The following is a 26414-nucleotide window of genomic DNA, read 5'->3' on the forward strand; positions in this document are numbered from 1 at the left end:
ATCTCGGGGCTCCCGCAGGGAGAGCTTACAGCTTGTAATCGACACCGGCGTAGACGGTGCGTCCTTCCAGGATGAAGTCGGCGTCGGTGGCCACCTCGTCACGCTTGGTGTTGGTGAGGTTGGTGATGCCGAGCTTGAAGTCCAGCGCCGGGGTGACGGTCCAGTTGGTGTTCACGTCCAGGGTCTGGTAGTGCTTGGAGGTGAACGCCTGGGAGTTGCGGGCCGGCACCTTGATCACCTGGCTGCCGACATATTGCCAGGCCAGGTTGGCGCTGACGAGCTCGCTCGCCTGCCAGTCCAGGCCGAGGTTGCCGGTGTGATCCGGGGTCTTGGCCAGATCGTCCCCTGTGCTCCTGTCCTCGGAGTCCAGCAGGGTGAAGTTGCCGGTCAGCTTGACGTTGTCCAGCACGTCGACCCAGCCGGTCAGCTCCAGACCCTTGATACGGGCCTCCTTGACGTTGAGGTAGGTCATCACGGTCGGACGGTAGCCCGGGCCCCACTGATCGCTCTGGATCAGATCCTCGATCTCGTTGTGGAAGCCGGTCACCCCGGCGCCGAAGCGCGCGGCCTCGTAGGCGGTGCCCAGCTCGTAGCTGACGGCGGTTTCCGGCTTCAGGTTCGGGTTGCCGATGACCTGGCAGGCGCCGCGGCAGGCGGTGGTGGAGAAGCCTTCGCTGGACTGGGCCAGGGTCGGGGCCTTGAACGCCTTGCCGGCGCCACCCTTGATCACCCACTCGTCGGTCAGGGTGTAGAGGGCGTAGGCGCGCGGGCTGAACTCGGTGCCATAGGTCTCGTGGTGATCCAGACGACCGGAGAGGGTCAGGGCCAGATCGCCGAAGCCGAACTCGTCTTGCAGGTAGACGGCGCTCTGGGTCGCATCCACGCTGCCATTGGCGATGTTGCGGCTGTGCTCCAGCTCGGTCTTGCGCAGCTCGGCGCCTGAGGTGAGCAGGTGATCACCCAGGTAACCGCTGACCTGACCGTCCACCGTGTTGTTGGTCTGGGTGATGTCGGCGGCGCCGCCATTGAGCTGGGAGTCATCCATCAGATCGATCTGCTCGAAGTAGTAACGAGCGCGGCTGTCGAAGTGCTCCCAACGGCCGTTGTGGGTCAGCCCCAGGCTCAGGCGATCCAGGTTCTGCACGTTGTGGGGGGTGGCCGGTGCGGTCGGGGCACGGGGCACGTTGTTGAAGTAGCTGTCCATGTCGTTCTGGTTGTAACCCAGATCGAAGTCGATGTCCTGGTTGTCCGCCACCAGCCACTTCAGGCTGGTCAGCACGTTGACCACTTCACGCTTCTCCAGGGCATCGGCGTCCGGGTTGTTGGACTGATCGCTCTTCCAGTTGTCGCGCTGATAGCCTTCCACCACCACGCTGCCCAGCAGCTTGTTGTCGATCAGGGCGCCGGAGACATAGGCGCTGGCCTGATTGGCATCGCCGCCATCACCCTCGGTGGGCATGCTGTGGGTGTAACCGACGGCTGCCTCTGTCTTCTCCTTGGCCTGGCGCAGGATCACGTTGACCACGCCCCCCAGGGCATCGGCCCCGTACAGGGAGGAGACGGGACCACGGATCACCTCGATGCGCTCGATGGCGGCCATGGGGATGGAGCTCAAGTCGAAGTCGTTGCCGTAGGCGCTGCCCAGGGTCTCGCGGGCGTTGACCCGCTTGCCGTTGATCAGCAGCAGGGTGTAGTCACCCCCCATGCCGCGGATCTTGATCTCGTTGCGGCCGGTGGGGTTGGTGGAGACGATGTTGACGCCCGGCACGTGCTTGAGGGCATCGCCGATGTTGTTGACGTTCATCTTGTCCAGATCGGCACGGGTCACCACCGAGACGCTGGCCGGGGCGGACAGCTCGGTGTGCTTGGTCTGGGTGGCGGTGACCACCATGGTCTCGTTGGCCTTGACCGACTCTGCCTGGGCCAGGCCCGGTACGGCCAGCAGGCCGAGAGAGAGCAAAATCGGGTTCAAACGAAATACGCCATGCTGCAACTGCATTGTCAAAACTCCATGAATAAACAGAGGTTATGGGGTTGGGCACGGTGGGCCCAAATGCTCACTGACTTCCTTGTCTGGCAGTACCAGAGGCAGGATTATTGTTATCTCTTGTCCGCTCCAGTCCCCGGATGAGGAACCAGACGCCGGTGCAGGCCAAGAGGCCGCAGCCTATGTTGATCCAGGCCAGGGTGGAGAAACCGTGCAATGCGCCTCCCTCGTCTGAGACCAGATATCTGGCGGAGATCAGGCTGCCGAGGCCCGCCGCCACATTGGTGACCGTGCCCTGGAAGGACATGAAGGCGGCGCGCTGATGGGGGGCCGGAATGGCGGCGGTGACCGCGAGGGTGGTGCTGGCGCGGGCCGAGCTCAGGGCCATGAAGAGGGTGAACAGCAGGTAGACGGGCAGGTAGACGGGCAGGGCGAAGCCGAGCAGGGTGACCAGGGCCAGCAGCAGGCTGGTGAGCAAGATGGCGCCCTGGGCGCGGCCCTGGTCTATCCAGCCGCCGCACAGGCGCATGGTGGCCATGCTGGCGAGGCCGCCGCACAGATAGAGGGCGGCGATCTGCTGGCGCGGGAAACCGAGGTTGAACTGGAAGTAGTTCGCAAAGTGCGGGATCAGCAGGAAGTGGCCGAACATCTGCAGACAGAGGATGCACAGGGCTCCCTGACAGAGCGGCGATCCCAGCAACTGGCGCAGCCCCTGGCCCTGCGGGGCGCGGCTGACCGGCAACGAAGGCAGCAGGCGGGCGCAGAGCAGGGCCAGCAGTAGGCCGCTCGCGCCAAACAGCAGGAAGGGGCTCTGCCAGCCGAGCCACTGGGCCAACACCAGGGCGACGGGCACCACCAGGATGGCGGCAAGTGAAAACGCCATGCCCACGTAGGCGAGGCGGCGTCCACGCTCGGCCGGTGGCACCAGGTCCAGCACGGCGGCCATCAGGATGGCGGCAAGGGGCCCGGCCACGCAGCCGGACAGGATGAAGAGCAGCAGCAGTTGCTGGCTGTCTTGCACCAGGGCACAGGCCATCAGCAGCAGAAAACGCAAGGTGAGCAGCACCAGCAGGGCGGGTTTGCGATTGACCCGATCGAGCCAGGGGGCGGCAAGGAGTCCCATCAGGGCGGCTCCCAGGGTGGCGCCGCCGCTGAAGTAACCTGTCTGCTCCGGGGCCATGCCGAGGCTGGTCACCAGATCGGGCCCGAGCGGCATCACCATCATCATGCTACCCATGGAGAGCATGTTGATCAGCAGGGCCAGATGGATGGCAGCAGGGGAGGAGACGACAGGTTCTGGCTTCATCAGAGGCTGACTCGAAAAAATGAGTCCGAATTGTATCCGAGGGATATTGTCGTGACAACAAATGATAACCATTTTTATTTGTATTGAGTGGTCTCTCAATGAGTCTTTGGTTTGGGCTCTAAAGCGAGCCGGAAAAGGACCTTCATGATATCGTCCTGGGCCAGGCAGCTTGCCCCTTGCCATTGCAATCGGGGCGCCATGGCCCATGATCGCAAGGAGTGATGAGAGAGACGCCATGAGAGACGGCAAGAGGGAGACGAGGATGAGAGCTTGGTGTTGGGTGCTCGGGTGTTGCGGACTCTGGGCCTTGCCCCTGCAGGCCGAGGTGAAGGTCATCCCGGTGTTTGAGGCCGAGGGGACGGTGCAGACCCTCAAGGAGCTCTACCCCGAGCTTGGGGTCAGTGCCATGGGCAACCAGCTGGTGCTGAGCGGGACGCCCGCCCAGTTGCAGGAGGCCGAGAGGGTGCTGGATAAGCTCAACCAGCCGCCCCAGAGCCTGCTCATCGAGTGGCGGGGGGCGGGGGCGTCCGGCAGCCGGCCGGGGGGGGGAGGGGTGGGCAAAGAAAAAGCCAAACGGCGCCGGCGGGGGGGGGGGGGGGGCGGGGGGTACCCACGCCCCCCGCAGGACCAAAGGCAGGTGCGCGGCCTCTCGGGGCGGCCCGTGCTGCTGCAGATGGGCTCCTATCAGCCGGTCACCTTCTATCGCTGGCAGGGAGGCCGGGTGGTGGCCATGATGCCGCTGATAAGCGGTCTCTACGCCACCGCCACCCTGATAGGGGACAGGGTACAGATAGCGCTCAGCAGCGAGCAGGCCAGGCTAGGCAGGGCGACATCAAGACCGGCCAGAGCGCCACCGAGGTGAGCGGCGCCCCGGGTCAGTGGCTGACGGTGGGGGAGCTCTCCACCAGCCAGGAGGGTCAGGGGGCGCGCTATCCAATCCGTCACAGGTCGGGGTGGCGAGCGGCAGCGAACGCCAGACCCTGCAGATCCGGGTCACCCGTCAATGAGGCGGCCGACGGCGCCTGTTAATGGGGTTGATCCCGGGTGTAATCCCGCAGCTGGGCTCTTCGAGCAGATACCAGAGCGCCCAGAGGCTGGCGACCAGCACCAGGGCGGTGGGCCAGCTGAACGACCACGCCTGCAGATTGAGGCTGTGCAGCTGCATCACCAGACCGCTCGCGGTGGAGCAGAGCAGCAGGCCCCGGCTGTGGCGCCTGAGTCTGGCGCGAATGCCCTGGGTCTGCTGATAGGTGCCGCCGCAGGCGAGCAGCGCCAGCATGGCGGGCACGTCCGTCAACAGGCCGAGATAGAGGCTCATCTTGTCGGGTAGAAGAGGGTCAGGATGGCGCTGCCGCTCTCCCAGGTGACGCCGCCATCAGAAACAGCCAGACCGAGCGGGTCAGCAAGAGGGCGATGGGCCAGAACCAGAGTGGCGGGCGCAGCTGGCCATGATCGTCGTAGCGATGTTCGGGGTAGAGGGTCATAAGGCCCGTTCCGGGGTTGAACTATTGATGCAGGGGATATGGGGCGGGGAGCGGCGCTTTGCAAGCGGGGCAATGAATCGGGGGCCATGCCCCCAATCTCTGTGCAGCCTGTCTGACGCTGGATGGCGTTACAGCCAGCCCTTGCGTTTGAAGAAGAGGCCGGTGCCGAGCGACGACATTACCATCAGCACCAGCGACATCTGATAGCCGTACTCCCAGGCGAGCTCCGGCATGCGGCCGAAGTTCATGCCGTAGATGCTGGCGATAAGCGTCGGCGGCAGGAAGATCACCGCGGCCACCGAGAAGATCTTGATCACCTTGTTCTGCTCCAGATTGGTCACCCCCATGGAGGCCTCCAGCTGGAAGTTGATCTTGTCGAACAGGAACTGGGTGTGGGGCAAGAGGGACTCCACGTCGTGCAGCATCTCGTCGATCCACTTGTTCTGCTCCCCTGTCATGCGCTGGCGCAGGCTGCGTTTGAGGAAGCGCAGGGCACGGCGGGTATCGTGCAGGGAGAGACGGATCTGGCCGTTGGCCTCTTCCTGGGCCATCAGTTCCTTGAGCATGGAGTTGATCTGATCCGGCTCGAAGATCTGATCGGCGGTGTTTTCCAGGGTCTTGTAGCCATCCTCGATGAGATCCGAGAGGTACTCCACCTTGAGGTTCTGCACCTCCAGCAGGATGTCGAGGGCGTTCTCCACCTCCAGCCGGTCCTGACGCATGTAGTGGCGCAGCAGGCGCACCAGGCCGATGTCATCCTCGCGAATGCTGATCAGCAGGTTGTTGCGCAGGGTAAAGGAGACGTGGACACCCTTGGTGTCGCGGCCGATGCGCTGGGGGAACAGGGAGTGGATGTGCAGACCATCTGTGTCCCAGTAGAAACGGGCGGACGCCTCTATGTCGTCCAGCTCTTCCTTGTCGGGGACCTCTTCCAGAAACAGGCCCGTCAACCATTCTCGCTCCGCCGTATCCGGCTTGTAGGCATCCAGCCAGACGGTGTTGTCGGGGACTATGTCGTCCGGCCCGAGCGTGACTATGTCCAGCACCTTGTTGTTGAGAATGTAGGCGGTGATCATCTGTCCCCCCTTAAGAAGTCATGGGTAATCAGGGATGGTTGCACAGGTTCATGCGGCCTTAGATCGCACAGAAAGCGATCCCATGAAATAGCATAACGAGGCCGATGGACAACCTGAATGCGGCGAACTATACAGGGGCGGGCCCCGCTTGTCAGGGGCTATTCATCGGGGCTTCAGCCTGTTTGCTCAAAAAAACGGCGAGGTCGGAGCAGCTACTGACATCCCGTTACCGCTTCAAAGAATGCGCTGCTCTGCCTCCCCGGGACTGGGCATCTTTGGCGTTTTCAGACTCAGGTCTGGAGCGCACCGGTCAGATATTGGGGGAGTTCGCCCCCGATCCCCCCTGAGGCGGGGTCCAGACGATGTTCTGGGGCTGCACATCCTTGATGTTGCAGGTCCTTGCACCATCACATATTGGGATAGTTCGGGCCAGATCCTCCCTGAGGTGGGGTCCAGACGATGTTCTGGGGCTGCGCATCCTTGATGTCAGGCCTCAGCCCGAACCGCGCCGGTCACATATTGGGATAGTTCGGCCCCGAGCCTCCCTGGGGCGGGGTCCAGACGATGTTCTGGGGCTGCACATCCTTGATGTTGCAGGTCCTTGCCCATCACATATTGGGATAGTTCGGGCCGGATCCTCCCTGGGGCGGTGTCCAGACGATGTTCTGGCTGGGATCCTTGATGTCGCAGGTCTTGCAGTGAATGCAGTTGGCGGCGTTGATCTGCAGCCTTGGCTGGGTATCCCCATTCAGGATCTCGAACACCCCGGCCGGGCAGTAACGCTGGGCGGGTTCGGCCCAGGTGGGCAGGTTGACCGCCACCGGGATGCGCTCGTCCTGCAACTTGAGGTGGCAGGGCTGATCCTCGTCGTGGCTGGTGTTGGCCAGGTACACCGAAGAGAGCTTGTCAAAGCTGAGCCGCCCGTCCGGCTTGGGGTAGTCGATGGGCTGGCAGCGGCTGGCCAGGCGCAGTTGGCGATAGTCCGGCACCTTGTCCAGCAGGGTAAAAGGAGAGGCGCGGGGGAACAGCCGCTGCTCCAGCCAGTTGAAGGCGCCGCCGAGCCAGGGGCCGAAACGGTGCAGGGCGGCGCCAAAGTTGCGGGCCGCGATCAACTCCCGGGCCAGCCAGCTCTGTTGCAGCGCATCGCTATACTCGGCGAGATCCCGCCCGCCCTCATCGCCGCCGCGCAGGCTCATGGCGACCGTGGCGGCCGCCAGCATGCCGGACTTCATGGCGGTGTGAATGCCCTTGATGCGGGAGAAATCCAGGGTGCCCGCATCGCAGCCGATGAGCAGGCCGCCGGGAAAGTGCATGCGGGGCAGGGAGTGCCAGCCCCCCTTGGTGATGGCCCTGGCGCCGTAGCTGATGCGCTCCCCCCCCTGCAGGGTCTGGGCGATAAGAGGGTGGTGCTTGAGGCGCTGGAACTCGTCGAACGGACTGAGCCAGGGATTCTGGTAGTTGAGATCGACGATGAGGCCGACCGCCACCTGGTTATCCGCCAGATGATAGAGATAGAAGCCCCCCTGACTCTTGCTGCCCCGCTGCTCCCCGAGCGGCCAGCCGCTGCCGTGCAGCACGCGGCCGGGATGGGACTGACCGGCGGGCACCTGCCACAGCTCCTTGAAGCCGATGGCATAGTGCTGCGGTTGGTGCCGGGGCTGGGCGGTTTTTTCCAGCGTGAACAGGGCGCCAAGCTGCTTGCCAAGGTGGCCGCGGGCTCCTTCGGCGAACAGGGTGTAGCGGCCATAGAGTGCCATGCCGGGCACGTGATCCGGCTTTGGGTTGCCCTCTTTGTCGAGACCCAGATCCCCCGTCAGCACCCCTCTTATCCTGTTCTCTTCCACTATGAGCTCGCTCGCCGCGAAGCCGGGGTAGATCTCGACCCCGAGCGCCTCGGCCTCCCGGGCGAGCCAGCGGCAGAGGTTGCCGAGGCTGATGATGTGGCAGCCGTCGTTGTGCATGCGCGGCGGTACCGCCCAGCGGGGCAGTCGTAGGGCGCTGGACGCGCTTTGCAGCAGATGGACCTGGTCATCCGTGACCGGTACGCCGAGGGGGGCCTCTTGCCAGCGCGCCGGCAGCAGCTCCTTGAGGGCGACGGGATCGAGCAGGGCGCCGGAGAGCAGATGGGCGCCCACTTCCGCCCCCTTCTCCAGCAGGCAGACCGAGAGAGCCGGGGCCTGCTGCTTCAATGCGATGGCGGCGCTGAGGCCAGCCGGGCCGCCACCGACGATGACGACATCAAATTCCATTGCTTCGCGTTCCATCTTGCCTCTGCGCTCGACTTGGCCTAGGGTAGTGCTGGTAGTTTACGTAAACGTAAACCATTTTGTCAGCATAAAAGTGTGAGAGTGCAAAATGGATTCACTCAACCGATACGAGGGATGACCGCCATGAAGCTGCTGGTCGCTGTCAAACGGGTCGTTGATTTCAACGTCAGGATCCGGGTCAAGAGCGATGGCTCCGATGTGGAGCTCGCCAATGTGAAGATGGGCATCAACCCGTTTTGTGAGATCGCGGTGGAGGAGGGGGTGAGGCTGCGCGAAGCCGGGGTGGCCACCGAGCTGGTGGTGGTGACCTTGGGCCCGGAGGCGGCGGCCGAACAGCTGCGCCATGCCCTGGCGCTGGGGGCGGATCGGGCCCGCCATTATGTCACCGACGAGACGCTCACTCCACTCACCGTGGCCCGTGCCCTGCAACAGGTGTGCGAGCAGGAGCAGCCAGATCTGGTGCTGCTCGGCAAGCAGTCCATCGACTCTGACAACAACCAGGTGGGCCAGATGCTCTCGGCCCTGTGCGACTGGCCGCTCGCCACCTTCGCCTCCGCCGTCAGTCTGGTGGAGGGGGAGCTGCAGGTGACCCGCGAGATAGACGGCGGTCTCGAGACCCTCGGCATGGGGCTGCCTGCCGTGGTGACCGTGGATCTGCGCCTCAACGAACCCCGCTTCGCCTCGCTGCCCAACATCATGAAGGCCAAGCGCAAACCGCTCGAGAGCGCCCCCTTTGCGGCCCTGGGGGTCGAGCCCGCCGGTCAGACTCGGTTGCTCGGGGTAATGGCACCTGCCCCCCGGCGCGCCGGCGTCAGGGTGGGCTCGGTGGACGAGCTGCTGGACAAGCTCAAGAACGAAGCCAAGGTGATCCCATGAGCGCATTGAGGGGCACGGCCTATCCCGCGGGCCAACTGGTTGCCGCCAGCGAGCGCGTTGGCGAACGGACAGGAAGATCAACGGACGACATCAAGGTGCTGCCATGAGCGTACTCATCATTGCCGAACATCATCAGGGCCAGCTGGCGGACAGCGCCGCCCGTCTGGTCACGGCGGCGACTCAGCTGGGCGCCGAGGTTCACCTGCTGCTGCTGGGTCAGGGTCTGGCGGAGGCGGGGGAGCAGGCGGCCTCCTTGCAGGGGGTTAACCGGGTGCTGCTGGCCGAGCACCCCATGCTGGCGGAAGGGCTCAATGACGGGCTCGATCGACTGCTGGCCCCCGTGGTGCGGGATTACCAGCACTGCCTGATGGCGGCGAGCAGTCACGGCAAGGATCTGCTGCCGCGGGTGGCGGCCAGGCTGGGGGTGGAGATGATCTCCGAGGTGACGGGCATCGAGGGGCCGGATACCTTCCTGCGCCCCCTCTATGCGGGCAACGCCATTGCCCGGGTGGCGAGTACGGCGCCCGTCAAGGTGCTCGGCATACGGGCATCGGCCTTCCCAGGCGCCGAGAGCGGGGGGGCTGAGGCCAGGGTAGAGCACCTTCCCGTCCCCGAGCTGGCCTGCCGGACCCGGCTCATCGAGCGGCGCGCGGTGCGATCCGCACGGCCCGAGCTCGGCGCGGCGCGAGTGGTGGTCTCAGGCGGACGGGCGCTCGGCTCCAAGGCGCAGTTTGCCCTCATCGAGGCGCTGGCCGACAAGCTCGGCGGGGCTGTGGGTGCCTCACGGGCCGCGGTGGACGCAGGCTTCGTGGCCAACGATCTGCAGGTGGGACAGACCGGCAAGGTGGTGGCCCCCGAGCTCTACATCGCCATCGGCATCTCCGGGGCCATCCAGCATCTGGCGGGGATGAAGGAGTCCAAGGTGATCGTCGCCATCAACAAGGATGCCGAGGCCCCCATCTTCCAGGTGGCGGACTACGGCCTGGTGGGGGATCTCTTCACTCTACTGCCTGAGCTCACCGCCAAGCTGTAAATGTGCCAAAAGGGGGCGCAGAAAGCCGTCTGTGCTGTCTCGCCCCCGTTTCCATGCATGTTCTCTGCAAGCCCTGGCCCGTTCAGGGCTTTTTCCATGGCGGCGACATCGGCCAGGTGAGGCAAAAGGTTGCGCTGGATCCCAAAAAGCCTTTGCCCCCACGGGGGCCTGTCGTGTAAAAACATTCAAGTCATCGATCACACTCATCCATTCACGGAAAGCGTCATGAGCAAACAGATTTACAACTTCTGCGCCGGCCCCGCCATGTTGCCGGTTGAAGTCATGGAGCGCGCCCAGCGCGAATTTTGTAATTTCCAGGGGCTGGGAGCCTCGGTCATGGAGCTGTCCCATCGCGGCAAGCCCTATATGGCGGTCGCCGAGAAGGCCGAAGCGGATCTGCGGGATCTGCTGGCGGTGCCGGACAACTACAAGGTGCTCTTCATGCACGGCGGCGGTCGCGGCCAGTTCTCTGCCGTGCCCATGAACCTGCTTGGCGGCGCCAACAGACGAGCCGATTACCTGCTGACCGGCGTCTGGGCCCAGAGCGCCGTGGATGAGGCCCAGAAATACGGGGAGATCCAGACCTTCCAGGGGGTGGCGAAGAACGAGCAGGGGATAAGCCACCTGTTGCCGACCCCGGCGTTTCGTGCCGACGCGGCCTATGTGCACTACTGCCCGAACGAAACCATAGATGGCATCGAGATGTTCGACATCCCGGCCACCGGCGATGTCCCCCTGGTGGCGGATCTCTCCTCCACCATCCTCTCCCGTCCCATCGACGTGAGCCGCTTCGGCATCCTCTACGCCGGTGCCCAGAAGAACATAGGCCCCTCTGGGCTGGCCATCGCCATCGTACGGGACGACCTGCTGAATCAGGCCCGTGCCGATGTGCCCTCTATCTTCGACTACCAGCTCACCGCCAAGAACGACTCCATGTTCAACACCCCCCCCACCTACGCCTGGTATCTGGCCGGTCTGGTGTTCGAGTGGCTGAAAGAACAGGGCGGGCTGGAGGCGATGGAGGCGCGCAACAAGGCGAAGGCCGATTTCCTCTACGGCTACCTCGACGACTCCAGCTTCTACGGCAACAAGGTGGACGCGGCCTGCCGCTCCCGCATGAACGTGCCCTTCCAGCTGAAGAACGAGGCCCTGGACAAGCAGTTCCTGGCGGAGTCGGAAGCGGCCGGTCTGCTGGCGCTCAAGGGGCACCGCATCGTCGGCGGCATGCGCGCCAGCCTCTACAACGCCATGCCGCTGGAAGGGGTCAAGGCCCTGGTCAGCTTCATGGATGGCTTTGCCAAGCGCCACGGCTGAGGCCTGTTCCCCCGATAGCAAGGCGCCGGGGACTCCCCGGCGTCTGTTTTTCCAGAAGATCCTGACCGCCAGCCCGGTTGCCCCGGTTTTGTGCCACAGACGGTCTTGCCGCGCGGGGCGCGGGCTGTTAACGTCCGGTCAGGTGATTTACTTGAGATTGTACAGGAAGTCTATGAATTCGTTGCGTTTGGAACCCATTTCTAGCGTGGCCGGGGTGGTCAATCTGCCTGGCTCCAAAAGTGTCTCTAACCGTGCCCTGCTGCTGGCAGCCCTGGCACGAGGCACTACCCGGCTGACCAACCTGCTCGACAGCGATGACATCCGCCACATGCTGGCGGCGCTGACCCAGCTCGGGGTCAAGTACAAGCTCTCCGCCGACAAGACGGAGTGCACAGTGCATGGCCTGGGTCGCAGCTTTGCGGTATCGGCACCGGTCAACCTCTTCCTCGGCAACGCCGGCACCGCCATGCGCCCGCTCTGTGCGGCGCTCTGTCTGGGCTCCGGTGAGTACATGCTGGGAGGCGAGCCGCGCATGGAGGAGCGTCCCATCGGCCATCTGGTGGATGCCCTGCGCGAAGCGGGTGCCCATATCCAGTATCTGAAAAAAGATGGCTATCCGCCCCTGGTGGTGGACGCCAAGGGGCTGTGGGGCGGTGACGTGCACGTCGACGGCTCCGTCTCCAGCCAGTTCCTGACCGCCTTCCTGATGGCGGCCCCCATGGCGGCGGGTGACACCCGCATCCACATCAAGGGGGAGCTGGTCTCCAAGCCCTACATCGACATCACCCTGCACATCATGAAGCAGTTCGGGGTGGTCATCGAGCACGATGACTACAAGGTGTTCTACATCAAGGGCAACCAGACCTATGTCAGCCCCGGTGACTTCCTGGTGGAAGGGGATGCCTCCAGCGCCTCCTACTTCCTCGCGGCGGGTGCCATCAAGGGCAAGGTGCGGGTCACCGGCATCGGCAAGCACAGCATCCAGGGAGACATCCACTTCGCCGACGTGCTGGAGAAGATGGGCGCCCGCATCACCTGGGGTGACGACTTCATCGAGGCCGAGCAGGCCCCCCTGCACGGCGTCGACATGGACATGAACCACATCCCGGATGCGGCCATGACCATCGCCGTGGCGGCGCTGTTTGCGAAGGGGCCCACCGCCATTCGCAACATTTACAACTGGCGGGTGAAGGAGACGGATCGCCTGCACGCCATGGCGACCGAGCTGCGCAAGCTGGGGGTGGACGTGGAGGAGGGGCACGACTTCATCGCCGTCACTCCGCCGGAGCAGCTCAAGCACGCGGCCATCGACACCTACAACGATCACCGCATCGCCATGTGCTTCTCCCTGGTGGCGCTCTCCGATACCGCGGTGACCATCAATGATCCGGGTTGTACCTCCAAGACCTTCCCGGACTACTTCACCAAGCTGGCCAGCATCAGCCAGGCCTGAGTCCGTCGGGCCCGCCTTGTGCGGGCCCGTTCGTTTATGCCTCCCGTCTTCTCCCCGGTTTGCCAGCGCCCCTAGCAGCATTATCCAAACTTGCAAGGTGTGCTGATAAAATTCCTTGTCCAAGAATGTAATTTTCTATTTACACCGTCCCGGTCGCGGGCTAGATTGAAGTTTCTTCATCGCAGTCATTTAGCAGGAAACTTGGTCATGCAGCATCAAACCGACGACGTTCGTATCAGTGAAATCAAAGAGTTATTGCCCCCGGTTGCGGTGCTTGAGAAGTTTCCGGCGACCGAGACCGCCTCGTCCACCGTGTTTGAATCCCGTCAGGCCATCCACAACATCCTGGCCGGTGACGATCAGCGCCTGCTGGTGGTGATAGGTCCCTGCTCCATCCACGATCCGGTGGCCGCCCTGGAATACGGCAAGCGCCTCAAGACCCTGCGCGACGAGCTGAAAGATCAGCTGGAGATCGTGATGCGGGTCTACTTCGAGAAGCCGCGCACCACGGTGGGCTGGAAGGGGCTGATCAACGACCCCTACCTCGACAACAGCTGCCAGATCAATGACGGCCTGCGCCTGGGTCGCAAGCTGCTGCTGGATCTCAACGACATGGGGCTGCCGACCGCCTCCGAGTTCCTCGACATGATCACCCCGCAATACGTGGCGGATCTGATGAGCTGGGGCGCCATCGGTGCCCGCACCACCGAGTCCCAGGTGCACCGCGAGCTGGCCTCCGGTCTCTCCTGCCCGGTGGGCTTCAAGAACGGCACCGACGGCACCATCAAGGTGGCCATCGATGCCATCGGCGCCGCCAGCGCCCCGCACCACTTCCTGTCGGTGACCAAGTACGGCCACTCCGCCATCGTCTCGACCGCCGGCAACCCGGATTGTCACATCATATTGCGCGGCGGCCGCGAGCCGAACTACAGCGCCGCCCACGTGGATGAGGTGGTGAAGGGGCTGGACAAGGCGGGTCTGCCGCAGAAGGTGATGATCGACTTCAGCCACGCCAACAGCAGCAAGCAGTTCAAGAACCAGATGCTGGTGGCCGAGGACGTGGCCGGTCAGCTGCGCGCCGGCAGCAAGGCGGTGTTCGGTGTCATGGTGGAGAGCCACCTGGTGGAAGGGCGTCAGGATCTGGTGGAAGGGTGCGAGCTCACCTTCGGCCAGAGCATCACCGATGCCTGCATCGGCTGGGCCGATACCGAGGTGCTGCTGCGCAATCTGGCCGATGCGGTCGCCACCCGCAACGCACTCTGAAGCCGGGGCGGGGATGCCCCGCTCACGGCAATAAAAAAAGCGCGACTTCGGTCGCGCTTTTTGTTGGCTCGGGAAGAGGGCTTACTTGGCCCGCTCCTGGTGGCCACGCAGGCGGATGTTGATCATCTCCACCACCAGCGAGAAGGCCATGGCGAAGTAGATGTAACCCTTCGGAATGTGCAGATCCAGCCCTTCGGCCATCAGGGCGACCCCGACCAGGATCAGGAAGGAGAGGGCCAGCATCTTGATGGTGGGGTGGGTGTCGACGAAGTCGCCGATGGCCTTGGCGGCAAACATCATGACGCCGACGGCGATGACGATGGCCAGCACCATGACAGGCACGTGGTCCGCCATGCCGACGGCCGTGATGACGGAGTCCAGGCTGAAGATGATGTCGAGGATGGCGATCTGCACCAGTGTCGACATGAAACCGGCGGTCTTGCTCACCATGCCGGGCTCCTCGGCGGCGCCCTCCAGGCTCTGGTGGATCTCGTGGGTGCTCTTGGCGATGAGGAACAGGCCCCCCACCAGCAGGATCAGATCCCGGCCGGAGATGGCTTCATTCAGCACGCTGAACAGCGGCTCGGTGAGGCGCATCACCCAGGCGAGGGAGAGCAGCAGCAGGATGCGGGTGCCCATGGCGAGTCCGAGTCCCAGAATGCGCGCCTTCTGGCGCTGGGCTTCCGGCAGGCGCCCCACCAGGATGGAGATAAAGATGATGTTGTCGATGCCCAGCACGATCTCGAGCAGGGTCAGGGTGGCGAGCGCGACCCAGGCGGAGGGGTCAGCAATCCATTCCAGCATGATAGAACCTTGGTTGAACTTTGATTGAGGGGTGAAGTCGCGCATTCTAGCAGGGGGTTATGGCTTGTCCCAGTGGCGGGAAAAGATAAAAATGGCTGCCATCCAACGGGAGGAAAACATGTTTCGATTAGGGCTCATCATCAACCCCATCGCCGGCATCGGCGGGGCCGTCGGTCTCAAGGGCAGTGACGGCATGGTGGCCGAGGCGCTGGCGCGGGGCGCCGTCCCCAAGGCCCGGGAGCGGGCCCGCCAGGCCCTGCTGCCCCTGTGCGAGCTGACCACGCCGTTCGAGCTGCTGACGGTGGCGGGGGAGATGGGGGAGACGCTCGCCGCCGAGCTGCATCTGCCTCATCGCATCCTCTACCAGCCAGCCGGGGCACAGACCTGCGCCGAGGACACCCGCGCCGCCGCCCTGGCCCTGCGGGAGGCGGGGGTGGATCTGCTGCTCTTCGCCGGTGGCGACGGCACAGCCCGGGACATCTGCGCGGCTGTGGGGGAGTCCTGCCACGTGCTCGGCATCCCGGCGGGGTGCAAGATCCACTCCGGGGTCTACGGCGTGACCCCGGCGGCGAGCGGCCGGGTGGCGGCGCGGATGATAGCGGGTGAGCTCCTGAGTCTGGTGGATGCGGAGGTGATGGACATCGACGAGGAGGCGTTTCGCGCCGGCAAGGTGCGTGCCCGCCACTACGGCCAGCTGCTGGTGCCCGGGGATCTGCGCTACGTCCAGGCGGTCAAGCAAGGCGGGCGGGAGTCCGAGGAGCTGGTGCTCGCCGATCTTGCCGCCGGGGTGGTGGAGCAGATGGAGCCCGATACCCTCTACCTGATGGGGTCGGGGAGCACGGTGGCCGCCTGCATGGGGGAGCTCGGTCTCGAAAATACCTTGCTCGGTGTGGATCTGGTGGAAAATGGCCGGCTTATCGGGCAGGATCTCTCCGCCGCCGAGATCCTGACCCGGATCCGCGGCCGTCGCTGCCGCCTGATCATCACCCTGATCGGTGGCCAGGGACATCTGTTCGGGCGCGGAAATCAGCAATTGAGTCCAGACGTGATCCGGGCCGTCGGGCGAGACCATATCCAGGTGCTCGCCACCAAGTCCAAGCTGGCGGCTCTCGAGGGCCGTCCGCTGCTGGTGGATACCGACGATCCGGCACTGAACCGGTCGTTACGTGGTTATCTGCGCATCACCACGGGATACAAGGATCAGGTCATCTACCCGGTGGCCAACCCGGAATAGGACATCAAGGATGCGGCTGGCCTGGCGCCAGAGAGCCGCGATCAACCGGATCGCGGTTCCACTCCCCCGAATTTTTTGCCGGCAATCCCGGAAATGAGGCTGCGTTAAATGACGATTCACGATTTTGAACACAAGTTGTTGGGACTGATCGACGCCATGGTCGCCACGGCCAGCGAGGACGAGCTGTTTGCGGGCGGCTACCTGCGGGGTCATATCTCGCTGGCGGTGGCGCGCGCCGAGCTGGAGGGCAAGACGCTAGTGCGGGACGTAAAGAGCTATGTGCTGCGCAGCCTGAACGAGGCCATCCTGCAGGGGGAGCTCTCCGAGCAGGACGAGGTGCTGGTGCAGGAGATGTGGAAGCGGCTGCAGCAGCAGGCGGAAGCTTGATCCCATTCGCAATTCAAACAGAAGTTTAAGTAATCTGCTTCCCTGAGTGTTATCAAAAGGTTAATAATGAGACTCGCCTTTTGTTTCAGGGATTAAACTATGGCCTCCACCTCACGCATTGCCACCAAACTGCCGCTCGAGATGCTCTATCACTGGGAGCGGCAGTGTCCCGACCGGATCTATCTTCGCCAGACCATCCACCGCGAATACGTCGACTTCACCTGGGGTGAGGTCGCCGACGAGGCGCGCCGCATGGTGACGGCACTGCGTCATCTGGGGCTGGTGCCGGGGGACAAGGTGGCCCTGCTCTCCAAGAATTGTGCAGAGTGGTTCATCGCCGATCTGGCGATGCAGATGGGGGGCTACGTGAGCGTGCCCATCTATCCGACCGCCAACGTCGACACCATCGAATACGTGCTGCGCCACAGCGAGGCCAAGGCGATCTTCGTCGGCAAGCTGGACGACTGGAAGAGCCAGGAGGCGGGGGTGCCCGCGGATCTGCTGCGCATCGCCCTGCCGTACGACACCATGCCGGCCGCCCACCAGTGGGACGCGCTGCTCGATGCCCATGAGCCCATCCCGGACAGCCCGGTGCAGGCGCCGGACGCCCTGCTGAGCCTGGTCTACACCTCCGGCAGCACCGGCAAGCCCAAGGGCGCCATGCTGAGCGTGGAGCGCTACGCCTGGTCCTGCGAGAAGCTGGTGGAGGCGGTCTCCCTGACGGCGGCGGATCGCGGCTTCTCCTACCTGCCGCTCGCCCACATCACGGAGCGGGTCTACATCTACGGTGGCAGCCTGTTCAGCGGCGCCACCATCGCCTTCCCCGAATCCCTCGACACCTTCATCGAGGACGTCAAGCGCTGCCGTCCCACCGTCTTCATCTCGGTGCCGCGGCTGTGGGCCATGTTCCGCATCAAGATCCACGAGAAGCTGCCCCAGAAAAAGCTGGCGCTGCTGCTCAAGATCCCCCTCGTCTCCAGCCTCATCAAGAGCAAGCTGCAGAAGGGGCTGGGGCTGGATCAGGCGCGGGTGCTGGGCTGCGGCTCGGCCCCGGTGGCCCCGGCCCTGCTGGAGTGGTATCACAGCATAGGGCTCGAGATCACCGAGGCCTGGGGCATGACCGAGAACCACGCCTACTCCACCCTCAACTTCCCGTTCCGGGCCGACAAGATAGGCACCGTCGGCAAGGCCGGGCCCGGGGTGACCATCAAGATCTCCGACGAGGGGGAGATCCTCTGCCGCTGCGACGGCATGATGCTGGGCTACTACAAGGATCCCGAGCACAGCCGCGAGGCCATCGATGACGACGGCTGGCTCCACACCGGCGACATGGGCAAGCTGGACCGGGAGGGCTACCTCACCATCACGGGCCGGATGAAGGACGTGTTCAAGACCGCCAAGGGCAAGTACGTGGCCCCCGTGCCCATCGAGGGGCTGCTGGGGCAGGAGCCCATCATAGAGCAGCTGTGCGTCATCGGTTACGGCATGCCGCAGCCGGTCGCCCTGGTGCAGCTGGCCGAGAGCGCCATGAAGGGGGACAGGGGAGCGGTCGACGCCCAGCTGGAGGCCGCCCTGACCCGGGTCAACGGCCAGCTCGAGTCCCATGCCCGCCTGCGCGGCATCCTGGTGGTCAAGAGCCCCTGGAATATCGAGAACGGGGTGCTGACCCCCACCATGAAGATCCGCCGCCACCTGCTGGAGCAACAATACGCGGATATCGGGGAACGCTGGTCCGGTGTCAGGACCATCATCTGGGAGTCCTGACAGGGCCGACGAGGGGCCTCCCGGGCCCCTCTGGGCATTTGGCAAATCAATGCAAAGCGCCACATCATTAAAAAATCAAATGACAAAGGGGAGCCAGTGGCTCCCCTTTTAGCACTCAACGAATCGGTCTAGACGGCCTGGTACTCCAGCTCCACCAGTCCCAGGGCCTTGAGGGTCGACTGGGCCGAATCCCGCTGGCTGATCTGGCCATCCTTGCTCTCCAGCAGCACGGCGCGGCGCACTGTGGTGAGCTCCTCGCCATTGAGCACAGCGTGGGCGCAGGCCATCTGCATGGGGGGGAGGCTTGGGTTGAAGGCGGCGTTCTCGGCGTAGCGGCCGCAGAAGATACGTCCGTCCTCGAACTGCAGCGCCACCGCGGCATAGCCCTGGCTGTAGGGGGCATAGCTCTGGCGGGCGGCGGCGAGCGCAGCCTGCCACAGGGGGTCGTCGCTCTCGAGCTTGAGCTCGTCGTGAGCCTGGGGGCTCATCAGGGCATCGGTGATCTCCAGATCGGCGGGGCCGAAGGAGTGGGGCAGGAAGGATTGCAGCTCGCTCAAGTCATCCGGCAGGGAGACTTTGAGGGTCTTGGCGGTGCTCAGCTCGTTCATGAACTGGCGGCAGTGACCGCAAGGGGTGTAGTTGACGGTGATCTCACTGATCCCGGTCTCGCCGCCGAGCCAGGCGTTGGAGATGGCGGACTGCTCGGCGTGCACCGAGTGGAACAGCCCCTGGCCCGCAAACTCCATGTTGGCGCCAAAATACCAGGCGCCGCTCAGGCCGCAGGCGACGGCGCCGACGAAGAACCTGGAGATGGGAGCCACCGAGCAGGCGGCCGCCAGTGGCAGCAGGGCCAGGCGCAGGGCCCGATCGTCGAGCCCGGTGGCGGCTTTCAGGGTCGCCACTTGCTCAGGGGTGAAACGGGCCTGGAAATCGTCCCCCAGCATGGGCAGCAGGGCGGCCTGGAGCGGGGCGGAAAGGGTCTCGAATGGCTTGGCAAAGCGGGGATGCATACAGTGTCCTCAAAGGCCAATTGGGGGGCCATTGTAGGGAGCAAGCGCGGCGAAATGTGTGAGCGCGCTCACGCCTTGATGGGCAAAGGGGCGGGGATGGTAAAGGAAACGTTTGTCTTTCGCAATCTGTGCGCTTGCTCGCAGCATCAGGAGAGTGGCTGTGCCCTATGGCTGTGATTGCAGGGCAAGGAGGCCATGGCCGCAGGGGCGGCCATGGCAGGGGGGCGCCGGGCTCAGATCAGCCAGTGATAGAGGGCAAACAGCAGGGGGGCGACGGCGGCGGTCAGCACGCCGCACACCACCATGGCCAGCGACGAGAAGGCCCCCTGGGTGACCCCCTGCTCGGCGGAGGCTGCGGTGCCGATGGCGTGGGCGCAGGCCCCCATGGCGAGTCCCTGGGCCTCGGGGTCGGTCACTCGCATCAGCCTGAGCAGGGGATAGCCTATCAGGGCCCCCAGTATCCCCACCACCACCACCACGGCGGCGGCGATGGCGGGAATGCCGCCGAGGGACTGGCTGACGCTCATGGCGAGCGGCGTGGTGATGGACTTGGTGGCGATGGAGGCGAGCAGCGCCGGATCCGCCCCCATCAGGTGGCCAATCCCCAGAGTAGTGCAGACCGAGATGAGCACAGAGGTGAGGGTGCAGAGGACGATGGGCTTGAGCTTGTCCCGGATCTGGCGGGCCTGCTGGTAGAGGGGCAGCGCCAGCGCCACCACGGCGGGCTCCAGCAGGGCCGTGATGGGGGCGGTGCCGCGCTGGTACTGATCCAGCGGCAGATCCAGCCAGAGCAGCAGGCCTATGATGGCGGCGGTGGGGATCAGCACCGGATTGATGACGGGCCAGGGCAGGCGGCGGTAGAGGGCCCGGGTCATGAAATAGAGGGCCAGGGTGAGGGGAATGGCGAACCAGAACATCATTCTCTGTTCATCCTCTGGTAGAGGTGGCCGACGGCGCCCAGGATCAGCACTATGCCGAGCACGACGCAGAGCATGATGAGGCCAAACGACTGGCGCAGGGGCTCGAGCCAGGCCACCAGACCGACGGCGACCGGCACGAACAGGACCCCCATGTGACGCAGCAGCAGGCCGCCCCCCTGCTCGACCCAGGAGAAGCGGATGAGCTGCAGGGAGAGCAGCACGAACAGCAGCAGCATGCCGAGGATGCTGCCGGGGAAGACGAAGGGCAGCAGGGCGGCCAGGGCCTTGCCCGCCAGCAGGCAGGCGATGATGACCAGAAAATCACGGAGGTAGCGCAAGGCGCGTTGCAACAACACGGGGGCCTCATCTTGGCAACTGTGAGCGAGGTCGCAGTTTAACAGGCACGGGGGGCATGGAACAGGGTCAACTGACCCGCAGGGGATACAATGGCCCCGGCATCATCCCCATTCACCGGAAGGAGTTCCCATGTCGTACACCTCTCTCCTGGCCAGGTTGCGCCAGTTGCCCGCCGATCCCGCCCTGCCTCCCCAGCTGCTGCAAACCCGTCAGTGGGACGGCCCCCTGTGCCGGGTGAGGCTGGACAACAGGGGGGACAGCCCCGAGGCCGTTCGCCACTGGCGGCTGTTTGAGGGGGATCTTGGCCTCTCTCCCGACGCAGCCATCTACGGGGAGGGGTTCCAGATGCTGGCCCAGACCATGGGCAGCTGGCAGGCCCCCGAGCCGGTGGGCCGCTGCCCCGACGCCGGCGTCTATCGCATCACCGACGACGACGGCTATCACACGGTGCACAACCTGCTGCTGGTGGCGCAGGAGGGGGGCTGGCTGCTGCTGGCGTTCGCGAGCTGCCAGCGCTTCGGCGGGGAGTTTCGCCTCTACCCGGACGGGCGCCTCGAGATAGTGATGAACGCCGAAGGGCGCACCCTCGCACCCGGCCAGCACTGGCAGAGCGAGGCGCTGATCTGCCAGGAGGGGCCGGACAGGGAGGCCCTGCTGGGGTCGCTGGCGGACTATATCGAGGCCGAGCACCCTTCGCTGGTGAACGAGGTGCCCGCGCGCCCGAGTGGCTGGTGCTCCTGGTATCACTACTATGCGGACGTGAGCGCCGCCGACATTCGCGAGAACCTGGCGGTGCGGGCCGAGCGTTTCCCGGCCCTGCGCTACGTGCAGATAGATGACGGCTATCAGGCCAAAATGGGGGACTGGCTCACCCCTTCCCCCAAGTTCGAGCAGGGGGTGGCAACCCTGGCCGGGGAGATCCGCGCCGCCGGCTGCGAGCCCGCGCTCTGGGTCGCCCCCTTTATCGCCGAGCCCGGTTCGCAAGTGTTCCAGCAGCACCCTGAGTGGTTCGTGAAGGGGGAGGATGGCCTGCCGCTCCCCTCGGAGCGGGTCACCTACGGCGGCTGGCGCTGCACCCCCTGGTATGTGCTGGACGGCACCCATCCCGAGGTGCAGGCCCACCTCGAGCAGGTGTTTCGCACCCTGCGCGAGCAGTGGGGCATCCACTACTTCAAGCTGGATGCGAACTTCTGGGGCGCCATCCACGGCGGCCGCTTCCACGACCCCGCCGCCACCCGGGTCGAGGCCTATAGACGCGGCATGGCCGCCATCCTGCGCGGGGCGGGGGAGGGCGCCTTCCTGCTCGGCTGCAACGCCCCTATCTGGCCAAGCCTCGGCCTGGTGCACGGCATGCGGGTGAGCGATGACGTGGAGCGCCAGGGCCGGCGTTTTCGCCAGATAGCGCGGGAAGCCTTCTGTCGCGCCTGGCAAAACGACAGGCTCTGGGCGCTGGATCCCGACTGCGTCTGCCTGCGGGATATCCCGGGCCAGCACGCCAACCGCGCCGAGTACGACTTCCACCTGGCCGCCCTGGTGGCGAGCGGTGGCATGGTGCTGGCGGGTGACAGGCTGCAGGATCTGGACGAGGGGCAGGGGGCGCACCTTGGCAAGCTGCTGGCCCTGTGCGCGGCGCGCACCCCGGCGGCCCGCTTCGATGACATGGGGTTTGGCCGCGCTCGGGTGGCCCTGCCCGGGGGCGGCGAGCTGCTCTGCCTGTTCAACTGGGACGAGCAAGCCACAAAGATGGCGCTGCCGGCGGGGGGCAGGGACTTCTGGGACGACACCCCCCTGGGGGAGACGCTGGAACTGGCGGGGGGCCAGGGGCGGGTGATCCGCTACTCCTGAATGCCGCAATCAGCAAAAAGGCTCCCTCGGGAGCCTTTTTATCGGGTGGGGTTGACCCCTAGAAGTGCCACTCCATCCCGATGGCGTAGTTGGCGGAGCCATAGCCCGGGATCTCGTTGCTGGAGGCGAGCGCCTTGAGGGTCAGGCGGGCGCTGAGGGGAATGCCGAGACCCATGCCGATGGCGACCTCGTCGCTCTGATCCCCCATCATGTCCACCCGCAGGGTGCGGTAGAGGGAGAGATCCTGGCTCATCTGGGCATAGATCTGGGACGACTTGTTGTAGAGCTGACCGAAGATCTCCATCTGGAAGCCGTTCTGGGGCGTGATGGCCAGGGGAATGCCGGCGAAGCGATAGAGATCCGAGTGGTTGAAATAGCTGTTGGTGATCTGGGGGGTGAAGTCGGTCTGCTGATAGAGGGTATTGAAGTTGCGCTCGATGAGCCGATAGGTCTGCTCCGGCAGACGCAGCAGATAGTCCGGCACTTCGAAACGTACCCCGGCCAGGGTGCTCTGGGGCAGCAAGGCACAGGCGACAAGGGTGAGAGCAGGCAGTGCTGAACGCATAAAACGTGAGATCCCCAACAGTCGAGGCGCGGCATCCATGCCGGCAGCGCATGTAATTATCAAACTATCAGGAGCTTGGCTCCCCTGCTCATTATGTCGCGAGCGCGGGGAGCCGACAGGGTTTTATGTGTGAAACGCCTCACATCTCATAGATCTTCCAGATAGCGATAGAGACTCTTCAGGATCGCAAAGTTCCGTTCGTTACCCTGATTCTGCTCCGCCAGCGCTTCTAAACGGGGCACATAGTCCGGCAGACGGCGGCTGAAGTAGTCGCTGCAGTGCAGGCGCCAGCGCTTCTGCTCCGCCTCGCTCAGGGTGTGGGGCCAGTTGCGGGCGCGGTAGCGGAACAGCATCTGGGGCAGGCGCGGGTCGCTGAAGGCAAACTCCCGCTCACCCAGCAGCTCCGCCGGGGTGGCGCGCACCAGATCCATGGTGGACTTGTCGCCGTGACCGAAGAAACCGGCGTAGAGCTGGGTATCGGGATCGCCGTCGTTGCTGCCGGCAAACTCCTGATTGAACACCTCCACCAGTTTTTCCCGCACCTCGGGGTGGGCCCGCAGCAGATCCAGGCTCTTGCGGCACTGCTCCCGGTCGATGCCAAGCTGATCGGCCCGCTCCGGGGTCAGGGTGGCGGCCGGCGCCAGCACCGGGCACTTGTTGATGTGCACCAGCTTCACCGGAATGGCCGCCAGATCCCCCAGCTCCTCTTTCCTGGTGTAGAGGCGTTCGCGGATCTCCTCGCTCGTGAGCTCGATGAGGGGGGTGGGGTCACGGGTCAGATCCACCATGATCACCGCGTTCTGGTTGCTGGGGTGCCAGGCGAGCGGTGACACCCAGCTTGCGCACCCCTGCCAGGGGGAGAACATGCCGGAGACGTGGACCAGGGGCTTCATGGTCACCACGTCGATGAGGGCCTTCACCTTGTTCTTGTTGCGCAGGGCAAACAGGTAGTCAAACAGCTTGGGCTGGGCCTTTTTCACCAGCCTGGCCATCTCTATGGTGGCCAGCACGTCCGAGAGCGCATCGTGGGCGTTGGCGTGGGCCACCCCGTTGGCCACCGTCAGCCTCTCCAGCTTGAAGCTCGGCTTGCCTTCGTCGTCGAGGGCCCACTCTATCCCCTCAGGGCGCAGGGCGTAGCAGGCCCGCAGCATGTCGAGGATGTCCCAGCGGGAGTTGCCGTTCTGCCAGCTGTAGGCATAGGGGTCATAGAAGTTGCGATACAGGGTGTAGCGGGTCACCTCATCATCGAAGCGGATGCTGTTGTAGCCCAGCACGCAGGTGTTCGGGGTGGCGAACTGCTCGTGGATCTGACGAATGAAATCCGCCTCGCACAGGCCATCCTTCATCGCCTTCTGCGGCGTGATGCCGGTGATGAGGCAGGCCTCCGGCTCCGGCAGGTAGTCCGCGGGCGGCTTGCAATAGATCACCAGCGGCTCGCCGATGAGGTTGAAATCGGCGTCGGTGCGAATGCCCGCAAACTGCGACGGCCTGTCCCTGGCGGGGCTGATGCCGAAGGTCTCGTAATCGTGGAAGTAGAAGGTGGGCTCGCTGCCGGGCTGTGCTGTTTTGCTCATGTTGCTCGAGGTGAGGTGTCCGATGGCGGCGCCATGGCGCCTGGGTGGGCGGTGCCATGCACCGCAGTTGCCAGCATGGTAAACCATAGCGCAGGCAGAGCGAAGCCCGGGCGCCCTGGCTGCCGGTTTATTGAACGCTCAGGGCGTCGGCTCAGGGGGCTGTGCAGGATTGCGGCTGGATGGGGGCTTATCGGGCCATACCCGGGGGCAGCGGCATCAGGGTGTGGAGGTCGAGCAGGGTGAAGTAGCCGCCTTCGTCGGGGTACCAGCCGCCGGTGTCTATGTAGTACACATTGCCAAGACGGGCCGGGCGGCCCACCGGGGTGTGGCCCACCACCAGGGCGACGAGATCCTCGACACCGCTCTCGTCCAGCCGCTCGATGCGGCGCCTTGACCAGAGGCAGACGTTCTTGATGGCGCGCAGCCTACCGCCGCTCACCCCCGCATCCAGTTGGTCCAGCAGCCCCTGCCAGGAGGGGAAGGGGCAATCGGCGTGGAGCAGCCCGACCGGGCCGGCCGGGGTGGCCACCTCGATGGCAAGGGGCAGGGTGCGGTAGTGGGCGGCGAACGCCTCCTGCTCGTCCGGGGTCAGCTGCTGAAACCAGCCGCCGCCGTTCTGGATCCAGTTCTCCCGATCGCAGCTCTCGTAGCGGCAGACGTAGTCGTCGTGATTGCCGCAGACAGGGTGAAACCAGGGCCTGGCCAGCCACTCGAGCACGGCTGTGCAGTCGGGGCCGCGATCCGTCAGATCCCCCACGGAGAAGAGGCGATCCCGAGCGGAGTCGAATCCCGCCTGGTTGAGGGTCTGTTCCAGCCGCGAAAAGTAGCCGTGGATATCGCCGACGGCAAGATCCCGCCCCAGAGGATTGCGGGAGAAGCGTCTGATCAGCGGGGACGGGTTCATGGCTAGCCTCCTTGCCTGGTCGGTGCGCGACAACGGCGGTTGCGCGATGACCCGTTAATGGCCCATGGATAGCTGCAGCATGGCACGCTTGGCCTCGACCTTGAAGAGGTAAACGCCGGCGTGCCCGGACGCGCCGCCTCACCGGGATAAAAAATGCCAGTCGGTGTCGACTGGCATGGTGTGATGGCGGTCCGTCGTCGGGATCAGAGCAGATCTTCGAGCTGGTACTTCTTGAGCAGGGTGTCGAAGGTGCCGTCGGCCTTGACGCTCTCGATGGCGGCATCGAAGCGGGCCTTGAGCTTGTCATCGTTCTTGCGCAGGGCCACCGCCACCCCTTCTCCCAGGATCTTGTCCTGGGTGCCGTTGAACTGGGGACCGACGAAGGCGAACTGCTTGCCCATCTCCTTGTCGAGGAAGCCCACCTTCAACTGCACCATGTTGCCGAAGGTGTAGTCGGCGCGGCTGGACTGCAGATCCAGCATGGGGGACTGGGCGTTGACGTAGCGCTTGATCTTGGCCACCTCGCCGTAGCGGGCGGTGATGAAGTTGTCCTGGGGGGTGCCCTCCTGCACCGCGATCACCTTGCCCTTGAAGTGCTCAGGGGTGTCGGCAAAGTCGCCCGCCTTGTCGCTGCGCCCCACGAAGCGGTTCTGCATCATGTAGTAGACCTGGCTGAAGGCGACCTTCTGGCGCCGCTCGTCGGTGATGTTCATGGAGGACATGATGGCGTCGTACTTGCGCACCTGCAGACCGGGCAGCAGGGCATCCCAGGGCTGGTTGATCACCTCGCACTCGGTCTTCATGGCCGCGCACAGGGCGTAGGCGAGATCGACCTCGAAGCCGCCGAGCTTGCCGCTGCTGTCGACCATCTCGAACGGGGGATAGGTGGCGTCGGTGGCGATCACCAGGGGTTTGGCGGCGGCCTGGCCGGTGGTGGCCAGGGCCACCAGCATCATCAGTGTGTTGAGTTTCATGGTCAGTCCCTTGAAGT

General features: G+C 64.6%; 23 protein-coding genes and 3 pseudogenes. 10 read left to right on the plus strand and 16 right to left on the minus strand.

The features are described 5' to 3' along the window. Window positions 1–25: 25 nt before the first annotated feature. Both ACWPWQ_RS07775 and ACWPWQ_RS07780 read right to left on the minus strand, forming a co-directional pair. Window positions 26–1999: a siderophore amonabactin TonB-dependent receptor gene (locus ACWPWQ_RS07775; protein WP_139435299.1), complete on the minus strand. Its 1974-nt coding sequence runs from the start codon at window positions 1997–1999 to the stop codon at window positions 26–28. A gap of 58 nt (window positions 2000–2057) precedes the next feature. After that, complete coding sequence (locus ACWPWQ_RS07780; protein WP_454009482.1) at window positions 2058–3293, minus strand: MFS transporter; 1236 nt, start codon at window positions 3291–3293, stop codon at window positions 2058–2060. A 262-nt stretch (window positions 3294–3555) separates the two neighbouring features. Here ACWPWQ_RS07780 and ACWPWQ_RS07785 point away from each other — a divergent pair. Continuing rightward, window positions 3556–4300, plus strand: a pseudogene (locus ACWPWQ_RS07785) (hypothetical protein). Window positions 4301–4318: 18 nt separating this feature from the next. Here the strand turns inward: ACWPWQ_RS07785 and ACWPWQ_RS07790 are convergent. The 6 genes and pseudogenes from ACWPWQ_RS07790 to ACWPWQ_RS07815 all read right to left on the minus strand — a co-directional run bounded on the left by ACWPWQ_RS07790 (window position 4319) and on the right by ACWPWQ_RS07815 (window position 8117). Beyond that, window positions 4319–4777, minus strand: a pseudogene (locus tag ACWPWQ_RS07790) (DUF2919 domain-containing protein). A gap of 128 nt (window positions 4778–4905) precedes the next feature. After that, window positions 4906–5853 carry a magnesium/cobalt transporter CorA gene (gene corA, locus ACWPWQ_RS07795; RefSeq protein WP_005332981.1) on the minus strand — a complete coding sequence of 316 codons (948 nt, stop codon included), beginning with the start codon at window positions 5851–5853 and terminating at the stop codon, window positions 4906–4908. 310 nt (window positions 5854–6163) lie between these two features. Further along, a complete protein-coding gene (locus ACWPWQ_RS07800; protein WP_454009527.1) occupies window positions 6164–6232 on the minus strand; it encodes a hypothetical protein in 69 nt (22 codons plus the stop codon). A gap of 28 nt (window positions 6233–6260) precedes the next feature. Beyond that, window positions 6261–6341: pseudogene (locus ACWPWQ_RS07805) on the minus strand (4Fe-4S dicluster domain-containing protein); the annotation flags it as partial. A 24-nt stretch (window positions 6342–6365) separates the two neighbouring features. After that, window positions 6366–6443, minus strand: coding sequence for a hypothetical protein (locus tag ACWPWQ_RS07810; protein WP_454009528.1), 78 nt, complete (start codon window positions 6441–6443; stop codon window positions 6366–6368). Window positions 6444–6461: 18 nt separating this feature from the next. Next, on the minus strand, window positions 6462–8117 hold the full coding sequence (locus ACWPWQ_RS07815) for an electron transfer flavoprotein-ubiquinone oxidoreductase (RefSeq protein ID WP_454009483.1): 1656 nt from the start codon (window positions 8115–8117) through the stop codon (window positions 6462–6464). A gap of 126 nt (window positions 8118–8243) precedes the next feature. Here ACWPWQ_RS07815 and ACWPWQ_RS07820 point away from each other — a divergent pair, with 126 nt between their 5' ends. From ACWPWQ_RS07820 to aroG, 5 genes are all read left to right on the plus strand, one after another. Then, window positions 8244–8996 (plus strand): electron transfer flavoprotein subunit beta/FixA family protein, encoded by a 753-nt coding sequence (locus tag ACWPWQ_RS07820; protein WP_454009484.1) that lies wholly within the window; start codon window positions 8244–8246, stop codon window positions 8994–8996. A gap of 103 nt (window positions 8997–9099) precedes the next feature. Next, window positions 9100–10029: an electron transfer flavoprotein subunit alpha/FixB family protein gene (locus tag ACWPWQ_RS07825; RefSeq protein WP_454009485.1), complete on the plus strand. Its 930-nt coding sequence runs from the start codon at window positions 9100–9102 to the stop codon at window positions 10027–10029. A 225-nt stretch (window positions 10030–10254) separates the two neighbouring features. Next, window positions 10255–11343, plus strand: a complete 1089-nt coding sequence (serC, locus tag ACWPWQ_RS07830; protein ID WP_454009486.1) for a 3-phosphoserine/phosphohydroxythreonine transaminase — start codon at window positions 10255–10257, stop codon at window positions 11341–11343. A 172-nt stretch (window positions 11344–11515) separates the two neighbouring features. Continuing rightward, window positions 11516–12796 (plus strand): 3-phosphoshikimate 1-carboxyvinyltransferase, encoded by a 1281-nt coding sequence (gene aroA, locus ACWPWQ_RS07835; protein WP_162519157.1) that lies wholly within the window; start codon window positions 11516–11518, stop codon window positions 12794–12796. 207 nt (window positions 12797–13003) lie between these two features. Then, on the plus strand, window positions 13004–14059 hold the full coding sequence (gene aroG, locus ACWPWQ_RS07840) for a 3-deoxy-7-phosphoheptulonate synthase AroG (protein WP_265437431.1): 1056 nt from the start codon (window positions 13004–13006) through the stop codon (window positions 14057–14059). Window positions 14060–14140: 81 nt separating this feature from the next. Here aroG and ACWPWQ_RS07845 read toward each other — a convergent pair whose 3' ends face one another. After that, window positions 14141–14863 (minus strand): TerC family protein, encoded by a 723-nt coding sequence (locus ACWPWQ_RS07845; protein WP_404838290.1) that lies wholly within the window; start codon window positions 14861–14863, stop codon window positions 14141–14143. Between the two features lie 118 nt (window positions 14864–14981). On the opposite strand from ACWPWQ_RS07845, the gene ACWPWQ_RS07850 reads away from it, so the two are divergent. The 3 genes from ACWPWQ_RS07850 (at window position 14982) to ACWPWQ_RS07860 (ending at window position 18248) form a co-directional block, all read left to right on the plus strand. Further along, entirely contained in the window at window positions 14982–16097 is a 1116-nt protein-coding gene (locus ACWPWQ_RS07850; RefSeq protein ID WP_454009487.1) for an ATP-NAD kinase family protein, read from the plus strand. A gap of 108 nt (window positions 16098–16205) precedes the next feature. Then, complete coding sequence (locus ACWPWQ_RS07855; RefSeq protein ID WP_005332956.1) at window positions 16206–16484, plus strand: YfcL family protein; 279 nt, start codon at window positions 16206–16208, stop codon at window positions 16482–16484. 99 nt (window positions 16485–16583) lie between these two features. Next, a complete protein-coding gene (locus tag ACWPWQ_RS07860; protein ID WP_454009488.1) occupies window positions 16584–18248 on the plus strand; it encodes an AMP-binding protein in 1665 nt (554 codons plus the stop codon). Window positions 18249–18376: 128 nt separating this feature from the next. On the opposite strand, the gene cdd is transcribed toward ACWPWQ_RS07860, so the two are convergent. The 3 genes from cdd to ACWPWQ_RS07875 form a co-directional block, all read right to left on the minus strand. Then, the gene (gene cdd / locus ACWPWQ_RS07865) at window positions 18377–19258 is read right to left on the minus strand and encodes a cytidine deaminase (protein WP_454009489.1); all 882 of its coding nucleotides are present in this window, start codon (window positions 19256–19258) and stop codon (window positions 18377–18379) included. Window positions 19259–19491: 233 nt separating this feature from the next. After that, entirely contained in the window at window positions 19492–20178 is a 687-nt protein-coding gene (locus ACWPWQ_RS07870; protein WP_429107887.1) for an LrgB family protein, read from the minus strand. After that, the gene (locus ACWPWQ_RS07875) at window positions 20175–20534 is read right to left on the minus strand and encodes a CidA/LrgA family protein (protein ID WP_139435327.1); all 360 of its coding nucleotides are present in this window, start codon (window positions 20532–20534) and stop codon (window positions 20175–20177) included. The genes ACWPWQ_RS07870 and ACWPWQ_RS07875 overlap by 4 nt, the downstream gene beginning before the upstream one ends. Before the next feature lie 130 nt (window positions 20535–20664). On the opposite strand from ACWPWQ_RS07875, the gene ACWPWQ_RS07880 reads away from it, so the two are divergent. Next, window positions 20665–22380, plus strand: a complete 1716-nt coding sequence (locus ACWPWQ_RS07880) for a glycoside hydrolase family 36 protein (protein WP_454009490.1) — start codon at window positions 20665–20667, stop codon at window positions 22378–22380. Between the two features lie 58 nt (window positions 22381–22438). On the opposite strand, the gene ACWPWQ_RS07885 is transcribed toward ACWPWQ_RS07880, so the two are convergent. The 4 genes from ACWPWQ_RS07885 to ACWPWQ_RS07900 all read right to left on the minus strand — a co-directional run bounded on the left by ACWPWQ_RS07885 (window position 22439) and on the right by ACWPWQ_RS07900 (window position 26397). Beyond that, window positions 22439–22945: a hypothetical protein gene (locus tag ACWPWQ_RS07885; RefSeq protein ID WP_202045264.1), complete on the minus strand. Its 507-nt coding sequence runs from the start codon at window positions 22943–22945 to the stop codon at window positions 22439–22441. A gap of 146 nt (window positions 22946–23091) precedes the next feature. Then, window positions 23092–24519, minus strand: coding sequence for an exodeoxyribonuclease I (gene sbcB / locus ACWPWQ_RS07890; RefSeq protein ID WP_454009491.1), 1428 nt, complete (start codon window positions 24517–24519; stop codon window positions 23092–23094). A 187-nt stretch (window positions 24520–24706) separates the two neighbouring features. Further along, window positions 24707–25423, minus strand: coding sequence for a metallophosphoesterase (locus ACWPWQ_RS07895; RefSeq protein ID WP_454009492.1), 717 nt, complete (start codon window positions 25421–25423; stop codon window positions 24707–24709). 203 nt (window positions 25424–25626) lie between these two features. After that, the gene (locus ACWPWQ_RS07900) at window positions 25627–26397 is read right to left on the minus strand and encodes an ABC transporter substrate-binding protein (protein WP_139435351.1); all 771 of its coding nucleotides are present in this window, start codon (window positions 26395–26397) and stop codon (window positions 25627–25629) included. Window positions 26398–26414 lie beyond the last annotated feature (17 nt).

Source organism: Aeromonas sp. Marseille-Q7275, from assembly GCF_965119515.1.

Excerpts from the sequence above, each read along its gene's own strand:
- ACWPWQ_RS07775 (WP_139435299.1), bottom strand. The coding sequence starts at position 1,999 with ATGCAGTTGCAGCATGGCGTATTTCGTTTGAACCCGATTTTGCTCTCT.
- ACWPWQ_RS07780 (WP_454009482.1), bottom strand. The coding sequence starts at position 3,293 with ATGAAGCCAGAACCTGTCGTCTCCTCCCCTGCTGCCATCCATCTGGCC.
- corA (WP_005332981.1), bottom strand. The coding sequence starts at position 5,853 with ATGATCACCGCCTACATTCTCAACAACAAGGTGCTGGACATAGTCACG.
- ACWPWQ_RS07815 (WP_454009483.1), bottom strand. The coding sequence starts at position 8,117 with ATGGAACGCGAAGCAATGGAATTTGATGTCGTCATCGTCGGTGGCGGC.
- ACWPWQ_RS07820 (WP_454009484.1), top strand. The coding sequence starts at position 8,244 with ATGAAGCTGCTGGTCGCTGTCAAACGGGTCGTTGATTTCAACGTCAGG.
- ACWPWQ_RS07825 (WP_454009485.1), top strand. The coding sequence starts at position 9,100 with ATGAGCGTACTCATCATTGCCGAACATCATCAGGGCCAGCTGGCGGAC.
- serC (WP_454009486.1), top strand. The coding sequence starts at position 10,255 with ATGAGCAAACAGATTTACAACTTCTGCGCCGGCCCCGCCATGTTGCCG.
- aroA (WP_162519157.1), top strand. The coding sequence starts at position 11,516 with ATGAATTCGTTGCGTTTGGAACCCATTTCTAGCGTGGCCGGGGTGGTC.
- aroG (WP_265437431.1), top strand. The coding sequence starts at position 13,004 with ATGCAGCATCAAACCGACGACGTTCGTATCAGTGAAATCAAAGAGTTA.
- ACWPWQ_RS07845 (WP_404838290.1), bottom strand. The coding sequence starts at position 14,863 with ATGCTGGAATGGATTGCTGACCCCTCCGCCTGGGTCGCGCTCGCCACC.
- ACWPWQ_RS07850 (WP_454009487.1), top strand. The coding sequence starts at position 14,982 with ATGTTTCGATTAGGGCTCATCATCAACCCCATCGCCGGCATCGGCGGG.
- ACWPWQ_RS07855 (WP_005332956.1), top strand. The coding sequence starts at position 16,206 with ATGACGATTCACGATTTTGAACACAAGTTGTTGGGACTGATCGACGCC.
- ACWPWQ_RS07860 (WP_454009488.1), top strand. The coding sequence starts at position 16,584 with ATGGCCTCCACCTCACGCATTGCCACCAAACTGCCGCTCGAGATGCTC.
- cdd (WP_454009489.1), bottom strand. The coding sequence starts at position 19,258 with ATGCATCCCCGCTTTGCCAAGCCATTCGAGACCCTTTCCGCCCCGCTC.
- ACWPWQ_RS07870 (WP_429107887.1), bottom strand. The coding sequence starts at position 20,178 with ATGATGTTCTGGTTCGCCATTCCCCTCACCCTGGCCCTCTATTTCATG.
- ACWPWQ_RS07880 (WP_454009490.1), top strand. The coding sequence starts at position 20,665 with ATGTCGTACACCTCTCTCCTGGCCAGGTTGCGCCAGTTGCCCGCCGAT.
- ACWPWQ_RS07885 (WP_202045264.1), bottom strand. The coding sequence starts at position 22,945 with ATGCGTTCAGCACTGCCTGCTCTCACCCTTGTCGCCTGTGCCTTGCTG.
- sbcB (WP_454009491.1), bottom strand. The coding sequence starts at position 24,519 with ATGAGCAAAACAGCACAGCCCGGCAGCGAGCCCACCTTCTACTTCCAC.
- ACWPWQ_RS07895 (WP_454009492.1), bottom strand. The coding sequence starts at position 25,423 with ATGAACCCGTCCCCGCTGATCAGACGCTTCTCCCGCAATCCTCTGGGG.
- ACWPWQ_RS07900 (WP_139435351.1), bottom strand. The coding sequence starts at position 26,397 with ATGAAACTCAACACACTGATGATGCTGGTGGCCCTGGCCACCACCGGC.